General features: G+C 52.7%; 19 protein-coding genes. 6 read left to right on the forward strand and 13 right to left on the reverse strand.

All coding sequences use genetic code 11. From position 1 onward, the window contains the following. Positions 1-225 precede the first annotated feature (225 nt). Complete coding sequence (gene malP / locus K0778_RS05815; protein WP_001411461.1) at positions 226-2,619, forward strand: maltodextrin phosphorylase; 2,394 nt, start codon at positions 226-228, stop codon at positions 2,617-2,619. A 9-nt stretch (positions 2,620-2,628) separates the two neighbouring features. Further along, positions 2,629-4,713, forward strand: coding sequence for a 4-alpha-glucanotransferase (gene malQ, locus K0778_RS05820; protein ID WP_000444350.1), 2,085 nt, complete (start codon positions 2,629-2,631; stop codon positions 4,711-4,713). A 110-nt stretch (positions 4,714-4,823) separates the two neighbouring features. Here malQ and gntT read toward each other — a convergent pair whose 3' ends face one another. The 3 genes from gntT to gntX all read right to left on the reverse strand — a co-directional run bounded on the left by gntT (position 4,824) and on the right by gntX (position 7,817). Continuing rightward, a complete protein-coding gene (gene gntT / locus K0778_RS05825; protein ID WP_063084818.1) occupies positions 4,824-6,140 on the reverse strand; it encodes a gluconate transporter in 1,317 nt (438 codons plus the stop codon). 359 nt (positions 6,141-6,499) lie between these two features. After that, positions 6,500-7,075, reverse strand: a complete 576-nt coding sequence (gene nfuA, locus K0778_RS05830; protein WP_000619389.1) for a Fe-S biogenesis protein NfuA — start codon at positions 7,073-7,075, stop codon at positions 6,500-6,502. Between the two features lie 58 nt (positions 7,076-7,133). Next, positions 7,134-7,817 (reverse strand): DNA utilization protein GntX, encoded by a 684-nt coding sequence (gntX, locus tag K0778_RS05835; protein WP_001308099.1) that lies wholly within the window; start codon positions 7,815-7,817, stop codon positions 7,134-7,136. 37 nt (positions 7,818-7,854) lie between these two features. Here gntX and bioH point away from each other — a divergent pair, with 37 nt between their 5' ends. Continuing rightward, positions 7,855-8,625, forward strand: a complete 771-nt coding sequence (bioH, locus tag K0778_RS05840) for a pimeloyl-ACP methyl ester esterase BioH (protein ID WP_001060076.1) — start codon at positions 7,855-7,857, stop codon at positions 8,623-8,625. A gap of 28 nt (positions 8,626-8,653) precedes the next feature. Here bioH and rpnA read toward each other — a convergent pair whose 3' ends face one another. From rpnA to greB, 6 genes are all read right to left on the reverse strand, one after another. Continuing rightward, the gene (rpnA, locus tag K0778_RS05845; RefSeq protein WP_063084819.1) at positions 8,654-9,532 is read right to left on the reverse strand and encodes a recombination-promoting nuclease RpnA; all 879 of its coding nucleotides are present in this window, start codon (positions 9,530-9,532) and stop codon (positions 8,654-8,656) included. A gap of 202 nt (positions 9,533-9,734) precedes the next feature. Beyond that, the gene (gene feoC, locus K0778_RS05850; RefSeq protein ID WP_000157586.1) at positions 9,735-9,971 is read right to left on the reverse strand and encodes a [Fe-S]-dependent transcriptional repressor FeoC; all 237 of its coding nucleotides are present in this window, start codon (positions 9,969-9,971) and stop codon (positions 9,735-9,737) included. Continuing rightward, positions 9,971-12,292 carry a Fe(2+) transporter permease subunit FeoB gene (feoB, locus tag K0778_RS05855; RefSeq protein WP_000737007.1) on the reverse strand — a complete coding sequence of 774 codons (2,322 nt, stop codon included), beginning with the start codon at positions 12,290-12,292 and terminating at the stop codon, positions 9,971-9,973. The genes feoC and feoB overlap by 1 nt, the downstream gene beginning before the upstream one ends. A gap of 16 nt (positions 12,293-12,308) precedes the next feature. Continuing rightward, positions 12,309-12,536, reverse strand: a complete 228-nt coding sequence (gene feoA / locus K0778_RS05860) for a ferrous iron transporter A (RefSeq protein WP_001200455.1) — start codon at positions 12,534-12,536, stop codon at positions 12,309-12,311. 437 nt (positions 12,537-12,973) lie between these two features. Next, positions 12,974-15,295: a Tex family protein gene (locus K0778_RS05865; RefSeq protein WP_000980706.1), complete on the reverse strand. Its 2,322-nt coding sequence runs from the start codon at positions 15,293-15,295 to the stop codon at positions 12,974-12,976. Positions 15,296-15,391: 96 nt separating this feature from the next. Next, a complete protein-coding gene (gene greB / locus K0778_RS05870; protein WP_000856737.1) occupies positions 15,392-15,868 on the reverse strand; it encodes a transcription elongation factor GreB in 477 nt (158 codons plus the stop codon). Between the two features lie 227 nt (positions 15,869-16,095). Between greB and ompR the strand changes: the two genes are divergently transcribed. Next, positions 16,096-16,815 (forward strand): two-component system response regulator OmpR, encoded by a 720-nt coding sequence (ompR, locus tag K0778_RS05875; RefSeq protein WP_001157751.1) that lies wholly within the window; start codon positions 16,096-16,098, stop codon positions 16,813-16,815. After that, positions 16,812-18,164 carry a two-component system sensor histidine kinase EnvZ gene (gene envZ / locus K0778_RS05880; protein WP_001253696.1) on the forward strand — a complete coding sequence of 451 codons (1,353 nt, stop codon included), beginning with the start codon at positions 16,812-16,814 and terminating at the stop codon, positions 18,162-18,164. Before ompR ends, envZ begins: the two co-directional genes overlap by 4 nt. Before the next feature lie 75 nt (positions 18,165-18,239). On the opposite strand, the gene pckA is transcribed toward envZ, so the two are convergent. After that, positions 18,240-19,862 carry a phosphoenolpyruvate carboxykinase (ATP) gene (pckA, locus tag K0778_RS05885; RefSeq protein WP_001265681.1) on the reverse strand — a complete coding sequence of 541 codons (1,623 nt, stop codon included), beginning with the start codon at positions 19,860-19,862 and terminating at the stop codon, positions 18,240-18,242. A gap of 378 nt (positions 19,863-20,240) precedes the next feature. Here pckA and K0778_RS05890 point away from each other — a divergent pair, with 378 nt between their 5' ends. After that, positions 20,241-21,965: a DUF4153 domain-containing protein gene (locus tag K0778_RS05890; protein WP_000370879.1), complete on the forward strand. Its 1,725-nt coding sequence runs from the start codon at positions 20,241-20,243 to the stop codon at positions 21,963-21,965. Positions 21,966-22,027: 62 nt separating this feature from the next. Here the strand turns inward: K0778_RS05890 and hslO are convergent, their stop codons facing one another. The 3 genes from hslO to yrfG are packed head-to-tail and all read right to left on the reverse strand — an operon-like array spanning position 22,028 to position 24,011. Further along, complete coding sequence (hslO, locus tag K0778_RS05895; protein WP_001135574.1) at positions 22,028-22,906, reverse strand: Hsp33 family molecular chaperone HslO; 879 nt, start codon at positions 22,904-22,906, stop codon at positions 22,028-22,030. 24 nt (positions 22,907-22,930) lie between these two features. Further along, positions 22,931-23,332 carry a ribosome-associated heat shock protein Hsp15 gene (hslR, locus tag K0778_RS05900; protein ID WP_000660483.1) on the reverse strand — a complete coding sequence of 134 codons (402 nt, stop codon included), beginning with the start codon at positions 23,330-23,332 and terminating at the stop codon, positions 22,931-22,933. A gap of 10 nt (positions 23,333-23,342) precedes the next feature. Further along, positions 23,343-24,011, reverse strand: a complete 669-nt coding sequence (gene yrfG / locus K0778_RS05905) for a GMP/IMP nucleotidase (protein WP_001300440.1) — start codon at positions 24,009-24,011, stop codon at positions 23,343-23,345. Between the last annotated feature and the right edge of the window lie 4 nt (positions 24,012-24,015).

Genomic DNA, 24,015 nt, shown 5'->3' on the forward strand with positions numbered 1-24,015 from the left:
CAACGGCCATTTTTTGCACTTAGATACAGATTTTCTGCGCTGTATTGCATTGATTTGCTGCTAATCCTGTGGTTTGCACTAGCTTTAAGTGGTTGAGATCACATTTCCTTGCTCATCCCCGCAACTCCTCCCTGCCTAATCCCCCGCAGGATGAGGAAGGTCAACATCGAGCCTGGCAAACTAGCGATAACGTTGTGTTGAAAATCTAAGAAAAGTGGAACTCCTATGTCACAACCTATTTTTAACGATAAGCAATTTCAGGAAGCGCTTTCACGTCAGTGGCAGCGTTATGGCTTAAATTCTGCGGCTGAAATGACTCCTCGCCAGTGGTGGCTGGCAGTGAGTGAAGCACTGGCCGAAATGCTGCGTGCTCAGCCATTCGCCAAACCGGTGGCGAATCAGCGACATGTTAACTACATCTCAATGGAGTTTTTGATTGGTCGTCTGACGGGCAACAACCTGTTGAATCTCGGCTGGTATCAGGATGTACAGGATTCGTTGAAGGCTTATGACATCAATCTGACTGACCTGCTGGAAGAAGAGATCGACCCGGCGCTGGGTAACGGTGGTCTGGGACGTCTGGCGGCGTGCTTCCTCGACTCAATGGCAACTGTCGGTCAGTCTGCGACGGGTTACGGTCTGAACTATCAATATGGTTTGTTCCGCCAGTCTTTTGTCGATGGCAAACAGGTTGAAGCGCCGGATGACTGGCATCGCAGTAACTACCCGTGGTTCCGCCACAACGAAGCACTGGATGTGCAGGTAGGGATTGGCGGTAAAGTGACGAAAGACGGACGCTGGGAGCCGGAGTTTACCATTACCGGTCAAGCGTGGGATCTCCCCGTTGTCGGCTATCGTAATGGCGTGGCGCAGCCGCTGCGTCTGTGGCAGGCGACGCACGCGCATCCGTTTGATCTGACTAAATTTAACGACGGTGATTTCCTGCGTGCCGAACAGCAGGGCATCAATGCGGAAAAACTGACCAAAGTTCTCTATCCAAACGACAACCATACTGCCGGTAAAAAGCTGCGCTTGATGCAGCAGTACTTCCAGTGTGCCTGTTCGGTAGCGGATATTTTGCGTCGCCATCATCTGGCGGGGCGTAAACTGCACGAACTGGCGGATTACGAAGTTATTCAGCTGAACGATACCCACCCAACTATCGCGATTCCAGAACTGCTGCGCGTGCTGATCGATGAGCACCAGATGAGCTGGGATGACGCCTGGGCCATTACCAGCAAAACTTTCGCTTACACCAACCATACCCTGATGCCAGAAGCGCTGGAACGCTGGGAGGTGAAACTGGTGAAAGGCTTACTGCCGCGCCATATGCAGATTATTAACGAAATTAATACTCGCTTTAAAACGCTGGTGGAGAAAACCTGGCCGGGCGATGAAAAAGTGTGGGCCAAACTGGCGGTGGTGCACGATAAACAAGTGCATATGGCGAACCTGTGTGTGGTTGGCGGTTTCGCGGTGAACGGTGTTGCGGCGCTGCACTCGGATCTGGTGGTGAAAGATCTGTTCCCGGAATATCACCAGCTATGGCCGAACAAATTCCATAACGTCACCAACGGTATTACCCCACGTCGCTGGATCAAACAGTGCAACCCGGCACTGGCGGCTCTGTTGGATAAATCACTGAAAAAAGAGTGGGCTAACGATCTCGATCAGCTGATCAATCTGGAAAAATTCGCTGATGATGCGAAATTCCGTCAGCAATATCGCGAGATCAAGCAGGCGAATAAAGTCCGTCTGGCGGAGTTTGTGAAAGTTCGTACCGGTATTGAGATCAATCCACAGGCGATTTTCGATATTCAGATCAAACGTCTGCATGAGTACAAACGCCAGCACCTGAATCTGCTGCATATTCTGGCGTTGTACAAAGAAATTCGTGAAAACCCGCAGGCTGATCGCGTACCGCGCGTCTTCCTCTTCGGCGCGAAAGCGGCACCGGGCTACTACCTGGCGAAGAATATTATCTTTGCGATCAACAAAGTGGCTGACGTGATCAACAACGATCCGCTGGTTGGCGATAAGTTGAAGGTGGTGTTCCTGCCGGATTATTGCGTTTCGGCGGCGGAAAAACTGATCCCGGCGGCGGATATCTCCGAACAAATTTCGACTGCAGGTAAAGAAGCTTCCGGTACCGGCAATATGAAACTGGCGCTCAATGGTGCGCTTACTGTCGGTACGCTGGATGGGGCGAACGTTGAAATCGCCGAGAAAGTCGGTGAAGAAAATATCTTTATTTTTGGTCATACCGTGGAACAAGTGAAGGCAATTCTGGCCAAAGGCTACGACCCGGTGAAATGGCGGAAGAAAGATAAGGTGCTGGACGCAGTATTGAAAGAGCTGGAAAGCGGCAAATACAGCGACGGCGATAAGCATGCCTTCGACCAGATGCTGCACAGTATCGGCAAACAGGGCGGCGATCCGTATCTGGTGATGGCGGATTTCGCAGCTTATGTAGAGGCACAAAAGCAGGTGGATGTGCTGTACCGCGACCAGGAGGCCTGGACTCGCGCGGCGATCCTCAATACCGCCCGCTGCGGTATGTTTAGCTCGGATCGCTCTATTCGCGATTATCAGGCTCGTATCTGGCAGGCAAAACGCTAAGGAAGCTCGATGGAAAGCAAACGTCTGGATAATGCCGCGCTGGCGGCGGGGATTAGCCCCAATTACATCAATGCCCACGGTAAACCGCAGTCGATTAGCGCCGAAACCAAACGGCGTTTGCTTGACGCGATGCATCAACGTACCGCCACGAAAGTGGCGGTAACGCCAGTCCCGAATGTCATGGTTTATACCAGCGGCAAAAAAATGCCGATGGTGGTGGAGGGCAGCGGCGAATATAGCTGGCTGCTGACCACCGAAGAAGGAACGCAGTACAAAGGCCATGTAACTGGGGGCAAAGCGTTCAATCTACCGACGAAGCTGCCGGAAGGTTATCACACGCTGACACTCACCCAGGACGACCAGCGCGCGCATTGCCGGGTGATTGTCGCCCCGAAACGCTGTTACGAACCGCAGGCGTTGCTGAATAAACAAAAGCTGTGGGGTGCCTGCGTTCAGCTTTATACGCTGCGATCGGAAAAAAACTGGGGTATTGGGGATTTTGGCGATCTCAAAGCGATGCTGGTGGATGTGGCAAAACGTGGCGGGTCGTTCATCGGCCTGAACCCGATTCATGCGCTCTATCCGGCAAATCCGGAGAGTGCCAGCCCATACAGCCCGTCTTCTCGCCGTTGGCTGAATGTGATTTATATCGACGTTAACGCCGTTGAAGATTTCCATCTTAGCGAAGAGGCTCAGGCCTGGTGGCAGTTGCCGACCACGCAACAGACGCTGCAACAGGCGCGCGATGCCGACTGGGTCGATTACTCCACGGTTACCGCCCTAAAAATGACAGCATTACGAATGGCGTGGAAAGGTTTCGCGCAACGTGATGATGAGCAGATGACCGCGTTTCGCCAGTTTGTTGCAGAGCAGGGCGACAGCCTGTTCTGGCAGGCAGCCTTTGATGCGCTACATGCCCAGCAAGTGAAAGAGGACGAAATGCGCTGGGGCTGGCCTGCATGGCCAGAGATGTATCAGAACGTGGATTCACCAGAAGTGCGTCAGTTCTGCGAAGAACATCGTGATGACGTCGATTTTTATCTCTGGTTGCAGTGGCTGGCTTACAGCCAGTTTGCCGCCTGCTGGGAGATAAGCCAGGGCTATGAAATGCCGATTGGCTTGTATCGTGATCTGGCGGTTGGCGTAGCGGAAGGTGGGGCGGAAACCTGGTGTGACCGTGAACTATATTGCCTGAAAGCGTCGGTTGGCGCGCCGCCGGATATCCTCGGCCCGTTGGGGCAGAACTGGGGATTACCGCCAATGGACCCGCATATCATCACCGCGCGTGCCTATGAACCGTTTATCGAGCTGTTGCGTGCCAATATGCAAAACTGCGGCGCATTACGAATTGACCATGTGATGTCGATGCTGCGTTTGTGGTGGATACCGTATGGCGAGACGGCAGATCAGGGCGCGTATGTTCACTATCCGGTGGATGATCTGCTCTCGATTCTGGCACTCGAAAGTAAACGTCATCGCTGTATGGTGATTGGTGAAGATCTCGGTACCGTACCGGTAGAGATTGTCGGTAAGCTGCGCAGCAGCGGTGTGTACTCCTACAAAGTGCTCTATTTCGAAAACGACCACGAGAAGACGTTCCGTGCACCGAAAGCGTATCCGGAGCAGTCGATGGCGGTTGCGGCGACACATGACCTGCCTACGCTACGCGGCTACTGGGAGAGCGGGGATCTAACGCTGGGCAAAACCCTGGGGCTGTATCCGGATGAAGTGGTACTGCGCGGTCTGTATCAGGATCGTGAACTGGCGAAACAAGGACTGCTGGATGCTCTGCATAAATATGGTTGCCTGCCAAAACGTGCCGGGCATAAGGCATCGTTGATGTCGATGACGCCGACGCTTAATCGAGGTTTGCAGCGCTACATTGCCGACAGTAACAGTGCTCTGTTAGGACTACAGCCGGAAGACTGGCTGGATATGGCCGAACCGGTGAATATTCCTGGCACCAGTTACCAGTATAAAAACTGGCGACGCAAGCTTTCCGCAACGCTTGAGTCGATGTTTGCCGATGATGGCGTGAACAAGTTGCTGAAGGATTTGGACAGACGCCGCAGAGCTGCAGCGAAGAAGAAGTAGAGTGCGGTTGATGCCGGATGCGATGCTTGACGCGTCTTATCCGGCCTACTAATTCATCCCGAATCGTAGGCCGGATAAGGCGGTCACGCCGCATCCGGCAGTCAGTGTTATCAAATCACCATATTCAGCAGCAGACAGCCTACCAGACCGCACACCGAGATAATGGTTTCCAGCATCGACCAGGATTTGATGGTCTCGCCGATAGTCAGGTTAAAGTACTCTTTGAACAGCCAGAAGCCCGGATCGTTCACATGAGAGAAAATCACACTACCGGAACCAACCGCAATAACCATCAGCTCCGGGCTAACACCCGTCGTTGCAATCAGCGGTGCCGCGATACCACCCGCAGTGATTGCCGCAACGGTTGCGGAACCCAGCGCGATACGCAGTACGGCAGCAATCGACCAGGCCATCAGCAGCGGAGAAATGTTGGTTTCGTGCATCATGGAAGCAATGTATTTGTCCACGCCGCTGTCTACCAGCACCTGCTTGAACGCACCGCCACCACCGATGATCAACAGCATCATCGCAATGATTTTGATGGAAGAAACCAGCGTGTCGTTAATCTGATCCATTGAACGACCACGGTTTAGACCAAAGGTGAACATCGCAATCAGCACGGCAATCAGCGTAGCCATTACCGGGTCACCGAGGAACTCCGCTACCGGCAGGAAAGTGTGACCTTTCGGCAGGATCATTTCGGCAATCGCACGCATCGCCATCAGTACTACCGGCACCAGAGAGGTCCAGACGCTGACGCCAAAGCTCGGCATCTCTTCTTCACTGAAGGTTTTCGCGCTGTAGAGACCTTCCGGAATTGGCTTATCGATACCTTTCAACACGCGAGCGTAAACCGGACCGGCGAGAATCACGGTCGGGATTGCCAGAATAGTACCGTACAGCAGGGTTTTACCCATATCGGCATTGAAAATGGTGGCAATCGCAGTCGGACCCGGATGCGGTGGCAGGAAGCCGTGGGTCACAGACAGTGCAGCTGCCATTGGTACACCAACATACAGCAGTGGAATATTCGCAGAAGCCGCGATGGTAAACACCAGCGGCAGCATCAGCACAAAGCCCACTTCATAGAACAGGGCAAAACCAACGGTAAAACCGGTCAGTACCACCGCCCACTGGATGTGTTTTTTACCAAATTTGGCAATCAGCGTGGTGGCGATACGTTGTGCGCCACCGCAGTCTGCCAGCATTTTGCCCAGCATTGCGCCAAAACCCATGATCAGGGCAAGGCTACCGAGCGTCCCGCCGACACCGGCTTTGATGGAGCCAATAACTTTATCCAGCGGCATTCCTTGCATTAATCCAACAGCAAGCGCCACGAGGACGAGAGCGATGAAGCCGTTCATTTTGAAGCGGATCATCAGGAGCAACAACAAGATTACACCGATAGCAACAATGACTAATGGCATGATTTACCTGGCCTTTCATTTGTTATGGGTAACGTCAATTTTCTGACGACAAACTCTAATTATCCCAATCGGGAACAGAGATATTGCGGCACCACGACTGATACCCACTAAAACTAATTATTGTAGTCAGATGTCAGGAGTATGTTTGGTACCCATGTGAATGATACGGGTAACATCTGGCGTTTGAGAATCACCAGAGCGGGGTAAATTTAAATTATGAGAGGTTGGTCATATTATCGCGGGGAAACGAACCGAGGATTTGCCAAAGCAAGGCTGCGCCAACGTCTGGCACATGTTCAACGTAGGCCCGAAATGACGCTTTAGCGTCGCATCGGGCAATCTACAAAAGACGGGATAACTTAGTAGTAGGAGTGTTCGCCGCGCTGGTGTTCGGTGAGATCGCGCACACCTTTCAGCTCCGGGAATTCGTTCAGCAGCTGCTTCTCGATCCCTTCTTTCAGCGTCACATCGACCATGGAACAACCGTTACAGCCGCCGCCAAATTGCAGAATGGCGTAACCGTCTTCGGTGATTTCCATCAGCGAAACGCGACCACCGTGACCAGCAAGCTGTGGGTTGATCTGCGACTGCAGCATATACTCCACGCGCTCCATCAGCGGTGCATCGTCTGCCACTTTACGCATTTTGGCGTTCGGGGCTTTCAGTGTTAGCTGAGAACCCAACTGGTCGGTAACAAAATCGATCTCTGCATCTTCCAGGTAAGGAGCGCTTAACTCATCAACATACGCGGTCAGCAGGTCAAATTTCAGGGCAGTGTCGGTGGCTTCTACGGCATCCGGCGGACAATAAGAAACACCACATTCAGCGTTAGGCGTGCCAGGGTTAATCACAAATACGCGGATTTGTGTCCCTTCTTCCTGGTTTGCCAGCAGTTTGGCAAAGTGCGCTTGTGCAGCATCGGAAATACGGATCATAGTAATGGCCTAATAGTTGACTATTTTAGTTGGTTATAATACGCCCATCATCGAGGCTCTACAAGGTTCGACAAAGGCACCAGACCTGGACAGTCGCCGCACCATTGCGTAAAAGCAACTGCGCAATCTCTGCGACGGTACTTCCGGTGGTAACGACATCATCCACAATCACCATATGGCGACCTTGCACGGGCAATTCAAGACGAAAGGCATTTTTCAGGTTGCGCTTGCGTAGCCGGGCACTGAGAAAATGCTGGGTCGCAGTGGCCCGTGTTCGTGTGACGGCTTCGCTATCCCATCGGCAGTGCAACCAGCGTGATAACGGCTGACACAGCAAATCGCTCTGATTAAATCCCCGACGCCAGTGACGCCGCTGCCATAACGGAACGCTGATGATGCGATCCGGCAATTGCAACCCGGTGGTGCGACGAGCGTGTAAGACTTCCAATAGTAACAGACGTGACAGGGCGCTGGCGATTTCACTGCGCCGGGAAAATTTAAGCTGGTGGATTAGCGGACTTAACGGCGGCGCATAGTCCGCAACCGTGACCAGTCTTTGCCAGGGCGGCGGTTTTTGCAGGCAACGACCGCAGGGAAGATGGGAGTGTGTGGCGGGTAATCCACATTGTGGGCATAACGTTTTATCTGTACGGGCGGCGCGTGAACAGACCGAACAAATCCCCCAATGACCTAACGCCAGTGGCATTCGGCATAGCCAGCATAATCCCGGTACTGTTAGCATATGTTCATCCTTGTAAGTCAAAAGAGAACAATAGCGGATGAATAACATCTGGTGGCAGACCAAAGGTCAGGGGAATGTTCATCTTGTGCTGCTGCACGGATGGGGACTGAATGCCGAAGTGTGGCGTTGCATTGACGAGGAACTTAGCTCGCATTTTACGCTGCACCTTGTTGACCTGCCCGGCTTCGGGCGTAGCCGGGGATTTGGTGCGCTGTCACTTGCTGATATGGCCGAAGCCGTGCTGCAACAGGCACCTGATAAAGCCATTTGGTTAGGCTGGAGTCTGGGCGGGCTGGTGGCAAGCCAAATTGTTTTAACCCATCCCGAGCGTGTTCAGGCGCTGGTCACCGTGGCGTCGTCACCTTGTTTTAGTGCTCGTGACGAGTGGCCGGGGATAAAACCGGACGTGCTGGCGGGATTTCAGCAGCAACTCAGTGATGATTTTCAGCGTACAGTGGAGCGGTTCCTGGCGTTACAAACCATGGGGACTGAAACGGCGCGCCAGGATGCGCGGGCGTTGAAGAAAACCGTTCTGGCGTTACCGATGCCGGAGGTTGACGTGCTTAATGGCGGGCTGGAAATCCTGAAAACGGTCGATCTCCGTCAGCCGCTGCAAAACGTGTCCATGCCGTTTTTGCGATTGTATGGCTATCTCGACGGTCTGGTGCCGCGCAAAGTGGTGCCGATGCTGGATAAACTTTGGCCTCACAGCGAATCATATATCTTCGCCAAAGCGGCCCATGCGCCGTTTATTTCGCATCCGGTCGAGTTTTGTCACCTGCTGGTGGCGTTGAAGCAGAGGGTGTAGGCAACTTTTGAAATGGCGAGACAGAAATTTACTGGCTCGCCGCAGCCAACTCTTCTTCTGACACCCCGGTAAAGCGCATGATGTCTGTAAGAGGGACTCCGGATTCAAGCATTATTTGGGCTATATGCAGGGCTTTGGATTGTTCCCCCTCCTGCCGCAATCTTTCCGCAATTGTCATTAAACTCTCCTTGTGTTTCGGTGAACGTTCGGCAACGCCGTCGATAAAATCGTTAAAACGTACCGCGTCGCCGGTTTGCAGTATGTAATTAAACAGCCCTTTGATTTGTCTGTCATTAGCGTATCCACTACTTAATAAGCAGGCCATTTGCTCTACCAGCCCCATCAGATCGCGTTGACGAATATGTTTTTGAATTAACTCCAGCAGCGCCATACGTCGGTGCTGCATGATTTCATCATCAGGCATGACGGTGACATCAATCAGCGGAAATGCGGAGGCATAAAGCTGCCTTGCCAGTTTGGGATCGGCGAAACAATCCAGCCAACACAGCGAATAGGGATAGGGGCTTTCAATACCGTGGTAAAACAACAATGGCACCACCATCGGCAACGTTTTGTATCCAGCATCAAGGTGATTTTGCATTGCGGCAATAGCGTAACGCATCATGCGAAATGCGATCAGTTTGTTTGAGGTGCTTTGATGTTCAATCAGACAATAGATGTATCCTGGTCCTTGTTCCGTTTTCACCGACCACAGCACATCGGAATAGCTTTCACGCAGATCGTCATCAATAAAGCTGCTCGACTCCAGCTTGAGGGTTTTCATATCACAAAGCGCGTGAATGGGTGCCGGTAAATGAAACGCAAGAAAATCACGAGCCGTGTCCGGTTGGCGTAAAAAGAGTTTGAACAGCGCATCGTGTGGGGTGGAACTCTGCTTTTTGCTCATGGCGTTCCTTCACCTGTTGTTTGAATGCCGCGACTCTACGCGCCACTCCACACCTGTGTATTAGCGAGTTTTCATCCCTGCGAGATGCTTTCAAAGGAACTTACGCCGTGCTGCAAGAGTTGCATTTTTATGGAAAGCCGCACGCAAAAAAGCCCGGATGCAGACGCATACCGGGCTTTCCAAAACAGGCGATGGAGTAAGGTTAACGCAGCGCCCACCACTCGCGCAGACAGGCTTTTCCTTCCGGGCAGCTTTTACAACTGCCAGAGAGGCAGCCGTCAGGTTCTTCCTGAATCCGCACGGCTTTGCCCATACTTTCCAGTTGTTGCAGCATGGCGTTAATCATTGGCTGTGGAGTGTTCAATGTCTGGCTTATCTGGGCCGCTTCCATACGGCCCCGTAACGCCAGCAAATCGCGCACCTGAATAAGTGAAGCCATTAATGGCAATCACCGGTGGTGCTGGCTGCGCAGCAACTGCTTACCGACTTGCGGGTTGCCAGCAGTTCGATATCCACCCGGCTACGCGCGCGGCGCAGCAGACCGATAACCACGATGTTAAACAGGATAACCGCCAGAATGCACACCAGGCTGTAAGTTGGATGCTGACTGTAGCTGGCGACCTGATAGAACAATGTTGCCAGTGAGTAAGCGATATTCAGCCCCCACAGGATGGAGAAGCCCATCCAGCCACGGCTTGATTCACGGGCGATAGCCCCCATCACCGAGATACATGGTACATACAGCAGGACGAAAATCAGGTAGCTGTAAGCTGCTGCTGCGCTACCGAATTTCTGATCCATCACGCCCATCGCCCCGGTACCCATTTCGCCGTCGCCTTTGCTGGCTTCAATGGGGTTCATCAGTACGCTAAGGCTGAAGGTGTCTTTCAGGCTCTGCCAGGTTTCATCTATCGCACTGAACAGCTCTTCACCGAGGTTAAATTCTGCCGGATTGAACTCTTCGTCCTGAATATTTTCTGCGGTGTAGAGGGTGTTGAGCGTACCCACTACCACTTCTTTCGCCATGGCACCTGTAAACAGGCCAACCGTTGCCTGCCAGTTATCTTCATGCACGCCAATTGGCTTGAAGACCGGGGTGATCACCCGGCTGACGGACGCCAGCGCCGAGTCGTTGATGTTATCGACGATTTTCCCGCTCAGCGAGAAGCTGTTGAAAGCGCTCAGGAAAATGCTGACGATGATGATCACTTTACCAGCACGCAGAACGAAGCCTTTCAGACGCTGCCAGGTCTGGATAATCAGGCTTTTAACGTGTGGTACATGATAGACCGGCAACTCCATGACAAACGGCGTCGCTTCACCGCGCATGATGGTGTACTTGAGCATCAGGCCAGTCAGCACCGCCATCACAATACCCAGCATATACAGCGAGAAGACCGCCAGCGCACCGTTCTGCCCGAAGAAGGCAGCCGCGAATACTGCGAAGATAGCCAGACGCGCGCCGCAGGACATAAACGGTGCCATCATGATGGTCATCAGACGTTCACGCGGTGCATCAAGCGTACGTGCACCCATTACCGACGGTACGTTACAACCGAAACCGACGATCAGCGGCACAAAGGATTTCCCCGGCAAGCCCAGCGCCTGCATCAGACGGTCCATCACAAACGCCGCACGCGCCATATACCCGGAGTCCTCAAGGAAGGAGAGGAACAGGTACATCATGCCAATCTGCGGCACCAGTGGCAGCACGGTGTTAATGCCGCCACCCAGGCCCTGGGCGAGGAAGATAGTCAGCCAGTCCGGGAAGTGGAGCGTGTAGCCAATCCATTGAATACCATGCACAAATAGCGCCACGGAGCCGACGTCAAACAGCGGCTGTAACGCCCCGCCGATGTTGATAGCCAGCAGGAACATCAGGTACATCACAAAGAGGAAAATCGGCAGACCGAGGAAACGGTTGAGCACGATTTTATCTACCGCAGTGGTGAAACGGCTGGGTTCTGCCGTCAGGGTGTTGCTTACCACATCACAGATGGCAGCAATGCACTGGTAACGCGCATCGGCAATGTGCAGCGCCGGATCGTCCATCTCATTACGCAGACGGGCGAGGGCGGCATCAAGATGCTGCGACGCTTCACCGGCGTAGGCGCGGCTGTAGATATCGCCTTCCAGCATTTGCAGGCCCAGCCAGCGACGTTGTTTCAGCGGGATGTCGGAAGGCATCACTTTTGCCAGTGAATCTGCTTCGTTGAGTAGCGGCTGTGCGTAATGTACCAGTTCCACATTCTCGTTAGCTTTATAGCGATCAATCGCCAGCTTGAGCGCTTCAATACCGCGACCACGGGTTGAAACCAGCGGGATCACCGGACAGCCCAGACGCGCCGACAGAGCATCAATTTCAATACGAATATTTTGCTTCTCGGCAATGTCGAGCATGTTCAGTGCCACAATGCAGGGAATGCCGAGTTCCAGCAGTTGTAGCGTCAGGTACAGGTTACGCTCAAGGTTAGACGCATCCACCACGTTAATCAGCAGGTCGGCGTCGCCACTCAAAATGTAGTGACAGGCGATTTGCTCATCGAGCGAGGTCTGCGATGAGATGGTGGTCAGAGAATAGGTGCCGGGCAGGTCCACCAGCGTGACCTGATGATCGGTGGTGGAGAATTGCCCTTCTTTACGTTCGACGGTAACGCCAGCCCAGTTACCTACACGCTGACGTGCGCCAGTGAGCTGGTTAAATAAGGTTGTCTTGCCAGAATTTGGATTACCAATTAAGCCTATGGTTAATTTTTTCATTGTTGTTATCACCGTATTAACAGGAAACCGCTTCCACTTCTAATAAGGCCAGATCTTTTTTGCGTAATACCAGGCTCACACGACGGGTTTCGATATGAATGGGGTCGCCGAGTGGAGCGACGCGCACCACATTAAAAGAGGAGCCAGGTAACATGCCAAGAGAAAGCAGTTTTTGGCGATATGCCGGGCTGATTTCACGGGAAAAGCCAGTGATTTTCCACGCAGTATCTGGAGTGTATTGCATAGGTGCCTACTTGTTTCTCATTAACTGGATAACTACCTCATGGGGCGTTTGACAGCGACATGAGACCAGATGATTTGCCAACAAAGGAGAGATTAAATAATCAACAACACAATGATAATGAGAATGGTTTCTATCAGCAATACTTAAAATGTGTGCGAATGTTGGTTTGAATAATAATCTGACTCAATGTTGATGTGGCTCAAGGTTATATCGCAGCGAAAATATAATTCGAATAGTGAATTACCCGGACTGGCTAATGTTTAATTAAGGTTTCAGTTGTTAATGAAGTGATAAATATTGCCGGAATATATTATGAGTTTGGTTGTGGAATAAAAAGGCCGGAGATATTCTCCGGCACTTTTATGTCAGGCAAGGCGTTCGTTGCCAGATGCGGCGTGAACGCCTTATCGCGCAGGTTTAGGGGCCAGTCCGGGCGTTTAACGTTTTTTGCCCATTGCCGCCGCCAGCGCATCCATCATCGCGCTATTACCGGCAGGCTGCGCTTCACGACCGCGTGGTTTGGCTGCCGGGCGGTTGTTTTGCGGGCGTTCATTACCGCCGCCGCGACGGGCGTTGGTTTCGCCAGGCTGCTCGTCCAGACGCATAGTCAGGGCGATACGTTTACGCTGAAGATCCACTTCCAGCACTTTCACCTTCACAATGTCGCCCGCTTTCACCACGGTATGCGGATCTTCCACAAACTTGTTCGACAATGAAGAGATGTGAACCAGGCCGTCCTGATGCACGCCGATATCGACAAACGCGCCAAAGTTGGTGACGTTGGTCACCGCACCTTCGAGGATCATACCCGGTTGCAGGTCGTTCATTGTCTCGACGCCATCGGCAAACTGAGCGGTTTTAAATTCCGGACGCGGATCGCGACCCGGTTTTTCCAGCTCTTTGATGATGTCAGTTACTGTCGGCACACCGAATTTTTCATCAGTAAAGTCAGACGCTTTCAGGTTACGCAGTTCGCTGCTGTTACCCATCAGATCTTTCAGTGCCTGCTGTGTTGCTGCCAGAATGCGTTCCACCACCGGATAGGCTTCCGGGTGGACGGTAGAAGCATCCAGCGGGTTATCACCGTGGTTAATGCGCAAGAAGCCCGCGCACTGCTCGAAGGCTTTCGGCCCCAGACGGCTGACTTTCAGCAGTTGCTGACGGTTCTGGAACTGGCCGTTCTCATCGCGCCAGGCCACGATGTTTTGCGCCATCATGCGCGTCAGGCCCGCCACGCGGGTTAACAGCGGAACAGAAGCAGTGTTGAGATCGACGCCAACGGCGTTTACGCAGTCTTCTACTACTGCGTCCAGTTTGCGGGCCAGTTGCGTCTGGCTGACGTCATGCTGATACTGACCTACGCCGATAGATTTCGGATCGATTTTCACCAGCTCCGCCAGCGGATCCTGCAAACGGCGGGCGATAGACACCGCGCCACGCAGCGAAACGTCGAGATCCGGAAACTCCTGCGCTGCCAGCTCGGAAGCCGAGTAAACCGACGCGCCAGCTTCGCTGACGATCACTTTCTGTGCGGTCACTTTCGGGAACTGCTTCTGCACGTCGAGATAGAAACGTTCGGTTTCGCGGGAAGCTGTACCGTTGCCGATCGCCACCAGTTCAACGTTATGCTTTTCACACAGCGCAGCAACAGTCATCGCTGCTTTTGCGGCTTGTCCGGTGTGCGGGTAAATGGTATCGGTCGCTACCAGTTTGCCAGTGGCATCGACCACCGCCACTTTTACCCCAGTACGCAGACCCGGATCGAGGCCCATCGTTGCACGCAGTCCGGCAGGGGCCGCCATCAGCAGATCGTGCAGGTTACGGGCAAAGACGTTGATTGCTTCATCTTCCGCGCGTTCGCGCACGGTACCCATCAGTTCGGTTTCCAGATGCATCAGCACCTTGATGCGCCACGTCCAGCTCACCACGCCTTTGCGCCAGCTATCCGCCGGGGCATTGTTCAGGCGCAGGCCAAGGTGATCCATGATGATTTGCTCGCAATAGCTCTCTTTCGGCGGCTCATCGAACTGTGGATCGGCATTCAGCGAAAGCTGGAGTACGCCTTCGTTACGCCCACGGAACATCGCCAGCGCGCGGTGAGAAGGCACCGTGGACAACGGTTCGTGATGATCGAAATAGTCGCGGAATTTCGCCCCTTCCTCTTCTTTACCGCTCACCACCGTAGAAACCAAATGCGCGTTCTTCCACAGATAATCACGCACTTTCGCCAGCAGCGCGGCATCTTCGGCAAACCGTTCCATCAGGATATAGCGCGCGCCATCCAGCGCGGCTTTGGTATCTGCCACGCCTTTATCGGCATCAACATATTGTGCAGCGGCGACTTCTGGCGTGTGTGACGGATCGCTCCACAGCAGGTCAGCCAACGGCTCAAGCCCTGCTTCAATGGCGATTTGCCCGCGGGTGCGGCGTTTAGGTTTGTAGGGCAGGTAGAGGTCTTCGAGTTCGGTTTTGCTTAGGGTGGCGTTGATGGCCTTCGCCAGATCATCGGTGAGTTTGCCTTGCTCGGAAATGGACTTGAGGATCGCCTGACGTCTCTCTTCCAGCTCGCGCAGATAGCTCAGACGCGTTTCCAGATTACGCAGCTGCGTGTCATCCAGACCGCCGGTGATTTCCTTACGATAACGTGCGATAAACGGCACGGTATTCCCTTCGTCAAGCAGGCGAACGGCAGCGTCAACCTGTTCCGGGCGCGCCTGAATTTCACCCGCAATAATGCGGCAGAACGAATCATTCATCATGGTTTGAGTTCATCTTTTCGGATCAAAAATCAGGGGATAGTTATACGGACTGGCTGGCAAAAATGCCAGCCATCGGCAGGAGGTTAAGACTCTTCCTTACGGTTTCACGTACTCGATAGCATTAACATACCAGCTCGCTTCCCCGGCAGGGGTATTCACCACCGCCAGATCGCCGACTTCTTTTTTCAGCAATGCGCGGGCCATCGGGGAATCGATAGAGATGTAATCTTTACGGCCAAAAATTTCATCGTAGCCGACAATACGGAAACGGTGAGTCACGCCATCGTCGTTTTCAATCTCCACCCACGCGCCAAAAAAGACTTTGCCTTCCTGCTGAGGGGAGTAATCGACGATTTTGAGATTTTCCAGGCATTTAGTGAGATAGCGCACGCGACGGTCGATTTCACGCAGACGCTTTTTATTATACTGATAGTCAGCATTTTCGCTGCGGTCGCCCAGACTTGCGGCCCAGGTCACCTTTTTTGTGACCTCCGGGCGTTCTTCACGCCAGAGATAATTAAGCTCTTGTTTGAGTTTTTCATACCCTTCCCGGGTAACCAGGGGCGTTTTCATCTCGTTGATTCCCTTTGTCTGTTTGATAATGCGCACATTGGGTATAACGTGATCATATCAACAGAATCAATAATGTTTCGCCGAATAAATTGTATACTTAAGCTGCTGTTTAATATGCTTTGTAACAATTTAGGCTGAAATTCATACCAGATTTAGCTGGTGACGAACGTGAGCTTTTTTAAGAATACACGCTTACAAATTGTTGCGAACCTTTGGGAGTACAAACAATGCAAGAGAACTACAAGATTCTGGTGGTCGATGACGACATGCGCCTGCGTGCGCTGCTGGAACGTTATCTCACCGAACAAGGCTTCCAGGTTCGAAGCGTCGCTAATGCAGAACAGATGGATCGCCTGCTGACTCGTGAATCTTTCCATCTTATGGTACTGGATTTAATGTTACCTGGTGAAGATGGCTTGTCGATTTGCCGACGTCTTCGTAGTCAGAGCAACCCGATGCCGATCATTATGGTGACGGCGAAAGGGGAAGAAGTGGACCGTATCGTAGGCCTGGAGATTGGCGCTGACGACTACATTCCAAAACCGTTTAACCCGCGTGAACTGCTGGCCCGTATCCGTGCGGTGCTGCGTCGTCAGGCGAACGAACTGCCAGGCGCACCGTCACAGGAAGAGGCGGTAATTGCTTTCGGTAAGTTCAAACTTAACCTCGGTACGCGCGAAATGTTCCGCGAAGACGAGCCGATGCCGCTCACCAGCGGTGAGTTTGCGGTACTGAAGGCACTGGTCAGCCATCCGCGTGAGCCGCTCTCCCGCGATAAGCTGATGAACCTTGCCCGTGGTCGTGAATATTCCGCAATGGAACGCTCCATCGACGTGCAGATTTCGCGTCTGCGCCGCATGGTGGAAGAAGATCCAGCGCATCCGCGTTACATTCAGACCGTCTGGGGTCTGGGCTACGTCTTTGTACCGGACGGCTCTAAAGCATGAGGCGATTGCGCTTCTCGCCACGAAGTTCATTTGCCCGTACGTTATTGCTCATCGTCACCTTGCTGTTCGCCAGCCTGGTGACGACTTATCTGGTGGTGCTGAACTTCGCGATTTTGCCGAGCCTCCAGCAGTTTAATAAAGTCCTCGCGTACGAAGTGCGTATGTTGATGACCGACAAACTGCAACTGGAGGACGGCACGCAGTTGGTTGTGCCTCCCGCTTTCCGTCGGGAGATCTACCGTGAGCTGGGGATCTCTCTCTACTCCAACGAGGCTGCCGAAGAGGCAGGTCTGCGTTGGGCGCAACACTATGAATTCTTAAGCCATCAGATGGCGCAGCAACTGGGCGGCCCGACGGAAGTGCGCGTTGAGGTCAACAAAAGTTCGCCTGTCGTCTGGCTGAAAACCTGGCTGTCGCCCAATATCTGGGTACGCGTGCCGCTGACCGAAATTCATCAGGGCGATTTCTCTCCGCTGTTCCGCTATACGCTGGCGATTATGCTATTGGCGATAGGCGGGGCGTGGCTGTTTATTCGTATCCAGAACCGACCGTTGGTCGATCTCGAACACGCAGCCTTGCAGGTTGGTAAAGGGATTATTCCGCCGCCGCTGCGTGAGTATGGCGCGTCCGAGGTGCGTTCCGTTACCCGTGCCTTTAACCATATGGCGGCTGGTGTTAAGCAACTGGCGGATGACCGCACGCTGCTGATGGCGGGGGTAAGTCACGACTTGCGCACGCCGCTGACGCGTATTCGCCTGGCGACTGAGATGATGAGCGAGCAGGATGGCTATCTGGCAGAATCGATCAATAAAGATATCGAAGAGTGCAACGCCATCATTGAGCAGTTTATCGACTACCTGCGCACCGGGCAGGAGATGCCGATGGAAATGGCGGATCTTAATGCAGTACTCGGTGAGGTGATTGCTGCCGAAAGTGGCTATGAGCGGGAAATTGAAACCGCGCTTTACCCCGGCAGCATTGAAGTGAAAATGCACCCGCTGTCGATCAAACGCGCGGTGGCGAATATGGTGGTCAACGCCGCCCGTTATGGCAATGGCTGGATCAAAGTCAGCAGCGGAACGGAGCCGAATCGCGCCTGGTTCCAGGTGGAAGATGACGGTCCGGGAATTGCGCCGGAACAACGTAAGCACCTGTTCCAGCCGTTTGTCCGCGGCGACAGTGCGCGCACCATTAGCGGCACGGGATTAGGGCTGGCAATTGTGCAGCGTATCGTGGATAACCATAACGGGATGCTGGAGCTTGGCACCAGCGAGCGGGGCGGGCTTTCCATTCGCGCCTGGCTGCCAGTGCCGGTAACGCGGGCGCAGGGCACGACAAAAGAAGGGTAAATAAACGGGAGGCGAAGGTGCCTCCCGTTTTGCTTTCTATAAGATACTGGATAGATATTCTCCAGCTTCAAATCATTACAGTTTCGGACCAGCCGCTACCAGCGCGGCACCCGCAGGGGTGTCGGTGTATTTATCGAAGTTGTCGATAAACAGTTTCGCCAGGGTTTCGGCTTTTTCCTGCCACTGTTCCGGAGAAGCGTAGGTGTTACGCGGATCGAGAATCTTCGTGTCTACGCCCGGCAGTTCGGTTGGGATCGCCAGGTTAAACATCGGCAGAGTGAAGGTTTCTGCATTATCCAGCGAACCGTTGAGGATGGCGTCGATAATGGCGCGGGTATCTTTAATCGAGATACGTTTGCCAGTGCCGTTCCAGCCAGTGTTAACCAGATAAGCCTGCGCGCCCGCCGCCTGCATACGTTTCACCAGCACTTCTGCGTACTGAGTCGGGTGCAGCGACAGGAATGCCGCGCCGAAGCAAGCGGAGAAGGTTGGCGTCGGTTCGGTGATGCCACGCTCAGTACCGGCCAGTTTGGCGGTGAAGCCAGAGAGGAAGTGATACTGGGTTTGATCGGCAGTCAGGCGAGAAACCGGCGGCAACACGCCGAAAGCATCAGCAGTCAGGAAGATAACCTTAGTCGCGTGGCCCGCTTTGGAAACCGGCTTAACAATGTTATCGATGTGATAGATCGGATAAGAAACGCGGGTGTTCTCGGTTTTTGAACCATCATCAAAGTCGATAGTGCCATCTTCACGCACGGTGACGTTTTCCAGCAACGCATCACGACGGATAGCGTTGTAGATTTCAGGTTCCGCTTCTTTCGACAGCTTGATAGTTTTTGCGTAGCAGCCGCCTTCGAAGTTAAACACGCCGTCATCGTCCCAGCCGTGTTCGTCATCGCCAATCAGGCGACGTTTCGGGTCGGTGGAAAGGGTGGTTTTACCGGTGCCGGAAAGGCCGAAGAACACCGCAACATCGCCTTTCTCACCAACGTTGGCGGAGCAGTGCATAGAAGCGATACCTTTCAGCGGCAGCAGGTAGTTCATCATCGAGAACATCCCTTTCTTCATTTCGCCGCCGTACCAGGTGCCGCCAATCAGCTGCATGCGCTCGGTCAGGTTAAACGCCACGAAGTTTTCGGAGTTGAGACCCTGTTCTTTCCACTGCGGGTTAGTGCACTTCGCGCCGTTCATAACGATAAAGTCTGGTTTGAAACCTGCCAGTTCTTCATCGCTCGGGCGAATAAACATGTTTTTGACAAAATGCGCCTGCCAGGCCACTTCGGTGATGAAACGGACGGAAAGACGAGTATCCGGGTTCGCACCACAGAAAGCGTCGACAACGAACAGACGTTTGCCGGAAAGCTGCCTGGTCACCAGGCCTTTCAGATGCTGCCAGGTTTCCGGAGAGAGAGGTTTGTTGTCGTTCTTACCTTTGCCTTTGTCTGCCCACCAGAAAGTATCGCGAGTGGTATCGTCACGGACGATATACTTATCTTTTGGTGAACGACCGGTGAAGATCCCGGTATCGACGGCAACGGCACCCAGATTAGTTAACACCCCGCGCTCATAACCTGTCAGGCTCGGATCGAGCTCTTCCTGATACAGCAGGTCGTAGCTTGGGTTGTAAACGATATCATGTACGTCACTGATACCATAAGCCTCGAGTTCTTGCGGGGTCAAACCATTGTTAACGCGCATTTCACTGCTCCTTAGCCAATATGTATTGCCTGAATAGTAAAGTCTTTTTGGGGGTGTTAACCGCGACAAGGCTCATAGATTTACGTATCTGGAGAAATTCATATTTGACAAAAAACTCCGTGATTCCTGTCACGAAACGGTTGCTATTATCGCAGAAATAGCATTTTAGGTGTGGAAAATGTTCTCAAAAGGTTAAATCTTGGTTTATATGGCGGGAATATTGTGAGTGGAATCGCATTCCTGAATGAAATTGATGCAAATTCAACCGGTAAAGTATCGATTCACCACGCTAACTTTTTTTGATTATTTTCTGAAAAAAGCAAAATACTACTGCCCGGATGCGATAATTAACCCACCTTTTGATTCTGGATAACCAACATGGATAACGTTGAACTTTCACCCGCAACACGCTGGGGGATGATTGCTACCGGATTACTTCAGGGTCTGGTTTGCTACCTGCTGATCGCCTGGCTTTCCGGAAAAAATCACAGTTGGATTGTTTATGGCGTGCCTGCGACCGTCGCGTTTTCATCCGTTTTACTCTTCTCCGTGATCTCTTTTAAACAGAAGCGCCTTTGGGGATGGCTGGCGCTAGTGTTTATTGCCACGCTGGGGATGAGCGGCTGGCTGAAGTGGCAAACTGATGGCATGAACCCCTGGAGAGCTGAAAAGGCGCTTTGGGATTTTGGTTGCTATCTGCTGTTGATGGCAATGTTGTTGCTACCGTGGATACAACAAAGCCTTCGCATCCGCAATGACAGTAGCCGCTATCGCTATTTTTACCAGTCAGTATGGCATAACGTACTTATATTACTGGTGATTTTTCTCGCCAATGGCTTGACGTGGCTGGTGCTTTTACTGTGGAGTGAGTTGTTTAAACTTGTTGGCATCACGTTTTTCAATACGCTCTTTTTTGCAACCGACTGGTTTATTTATCTCACGTTAGGTCTGGTTACCGCGCTGGCGGTGATCCTCGCGCGAACACAGTCACGTTTAATCGACTCTATTCAAAAGTTGTTCACGTTAATCGCCACGGGGTTGCTGCCGTTAGTATCATTGCTAACCCTGATGTTTATCATCACCCTGCCGTTTACGGGCCTGAGCGCGATTTCTCGCCACATCTCCGCCGCCGGGTTGCTGTTGACGCTGGCCTTTTTGCAATTGATCTTAATGGCTATTGTCCGCGATCCGCAAAAAGCGTCACTTCCCTGGACAGGGCCGTTGCGTTGCCTGATTAAAACCGCTTTGCTGGTTGCTCCGCTGTATGTGTTCGTCGCCGCCTGGGCGTTATGGCTGCGGGTCGCTCAGTACGGCTGGACTGTCGACCGCTTGCAGGGCGTGCTGGCGGTGCTGGTGTTACTGGTGTGGTCGCTGGGGTATTTTGTCAGCATCGTCTGGCGTAAAGGGCAAAATCCCGTTGTTCTTCAGGGCAAAGTGAACCTTGCGGTTTCGTTATTGGTGTTGGTGATACTGGTGCTTCTTAATTCGCCGGTGCTGGACAGTATGCGCATTAGCGTGAACAGCCATATGGCGCGTTATCAGAGCGGCAAAAACACGTCAGACCAGGTAACTATCTACATGCTCGAGCAGAGCGGTCGCTATGGACGTGCTGCGCTTGAGTCGCTGAAAAGCGATGCCGGGTTTATGAAAGACCCGAAACGCGCGCGGGATCTGCTGATGGCGTTAGATGGAGAGCAACATCTTCAGCAACAGGTATCGGAAAAAGTATTAGCCGATAATGTGTTAATTGCCCCTGGTTCTGTTAAACCTGATGCGACATTCTGGTCGGCCTTAATCCAGGATCGCTATAACGTGATGACCTGTATTGAAAAAGACGCCTGCGTCCTGGTCGAGCAAGATCTGAATAGTGATGGTCAGGCGGAGCGGATCCTGTTTGCTTTTAATGATGACAGAGTCATTGTCTATGGCTTTGACTCAGACAGAAAAGAATGGGACGCGCTTGATATGAGTTTACTTCCGAACGAAATAACGAAAGAAAAATTACTCACAGCTGCGAAGGATGGAAAACTGGGGACGAAGCCTAAAGCGTGGCGCGATCTTGTAGTGGATGGTGAAAGGCTGAATGTGAATCTGAATGAGTGACAAAGCGCATCAGGTGTATTAGTCGTAAAATCCGGCAGAGCCCTCTCTGCCGGACATACTCATTAATGAACTTGCGGATCTGCCGGAGACGCGTTGTTGCGGATTTCAGCAATATCCATCGCATTGAACAGATAGTGGTTACCGCAGTAATCACAATGCATGTCAATTTCGCCATCTTCCGCCAGGATGCTATCAACTTCTTCATCAGGCAGCGTTTTCAGCGCATCGGCGCAACGTTCACGCGAGCAGGTGCATTTGAACTCCACATCCTGCGGATCGTAAACCGTCACCTCTTCTTCGTGATACAAACGCCACAACACTTCGTTTGCCGGTAAGGTCAGCAGTTCTTCGGTTTTGATGGTTTCGGTTAGCGTCGCCAGGTGGTCAAAGTCGTCCTGCTGGGCATTTTGCGCAGGCATTACCTGCAACAACATACCGCCTGCAGCCGGTTTGCCGTCTACGTCGCCGGTGCGAATAAACAGGCGCGTCGGCAGCTGTTCAGAACGCATAAAGTAATCTTCCAGGCAGGCCGCCAGGGTATCACCTTCCAGACCAACTACGCCCTGATAGCGTTCGCCTTCGCTCGGGGTAATGGTGATCACCACGTAACCATTGCCGACCAGCGTTTTCAGGTCGGCATTTTCTGGAATTTCGCCCTGCACGCGCGCCACACCGCGCATCTGCTGGTTATTGTTACCGTTAATAACCGCCAGATTCATCGGACCGTCGCCCTGCAGCTGTACGGTGATATCACCATCAAACTTCAGCGTAGCGGTTAACAGGCTGGTCGCAACCAGCAGTTCTGCCAGCACGTTTTTAACGGGCTGCGGATAATCGTGGTTCTCAAGGATCTGTTGCAGGGTTTCCGAAACGGTTACCAGTTCGCCGCGCACGGCAAAGTTTTCAAACAGATAGCGATGTAATTGGTCATGTTGCGGCATAATCATCTCTCTTGCAGGTGACAGTTATTCACTGTCGCCGTGTTTAAATCGTAACAGGTCGCGGCGCTCTTTTTTGTCCGGGCGTCGGTCCGGGTGCGGCATGGTTAAGGCATTAAGTTTACGTGCCAGCGCCATTTTTTCGCGTTTCTCTACACTTTCCGCAGTCTCTTCATACAGCAAGGCTGCCTCGCTGGCGGGGCGACGCTGTTCAGTAATCGCCTTTACAATCACCGTGCGTTCGTCATTTCCCTGGCGCAGAGTGAGCGTGGCATTCAGCTCGACGATTTTGCTCGGCTTGCTGCGCTGCCCGTTGTAATGCACCTTACCGCCTTCAATCATTTCACGGGCCAGCGCGCGGGTTTTATAAAAACGGGCAGCCCATAGCCATTTATCCAGTCGAACCTCAACAGCAGGTTTTTCTTTCATGGCGTCTCCTTCACATTAGCGAGGGGATCAGGCGGCGGTAGTCATTCAGTGACGGATGGCGTTGATACTGTTTCTCGGCAATCCCGGAATCAGGATTAGTCACGCCGAGGCAGTAACGAATACCAAATTGCGCGGCAGCATCGAGAATCGCTTCGCTGTCATCAATAAACAGCGTTCTTTCAGCTTTCAGACCCGTAGCTTCGGCCACTGCATGCCATAACCGCTGATCCTCTTTCGGATAACCAAATGTGTGGGTGGAAAGTAATAAATCAAGGTGTGCGTCCAGACCCGTATGCTCAAGTTTTACCGACAGGTTGTGCGGATGCGCATTGGTGAGCAAAATTCGCTGCTTACCGCTGGCTTTCAGTGCCTCAAGAAACGGAATGGTATCTTCACGCAGTACGGCACGCGGTCCCATCTCGGTGGTCATCGCACAGATATCCAGACCCAGTTGCTCACTCCAGTAATCAAGACAGTACCAGTTTAGCGTATGCTGTACGTCGTGATATTGCTGGCGCATATATTCCATCGCTTCCTGTGGCGTAACCCCGTTTTTCGCGCCCCATGTTTCAGGCACCAGCTTTTGCCAGAAATAGTTATCGAAGGCGAGGTCGAGCAACGTGCCGTCCATATCCAGCAGAACGGTATCTACGTCCTGCCAGGCAATGTTGATATGCATGAGG

Origin of the sequence: Escherichia sp. XD33 (assembly GCF_019375075.1) — a bacterium.
Lineage (GTDB): Bacteria > Pseudomonadota > Gammaproteobacteria > Enterobacterales > Enterobacteriaceae > Enterobacter > Enterobacter flexneri_A.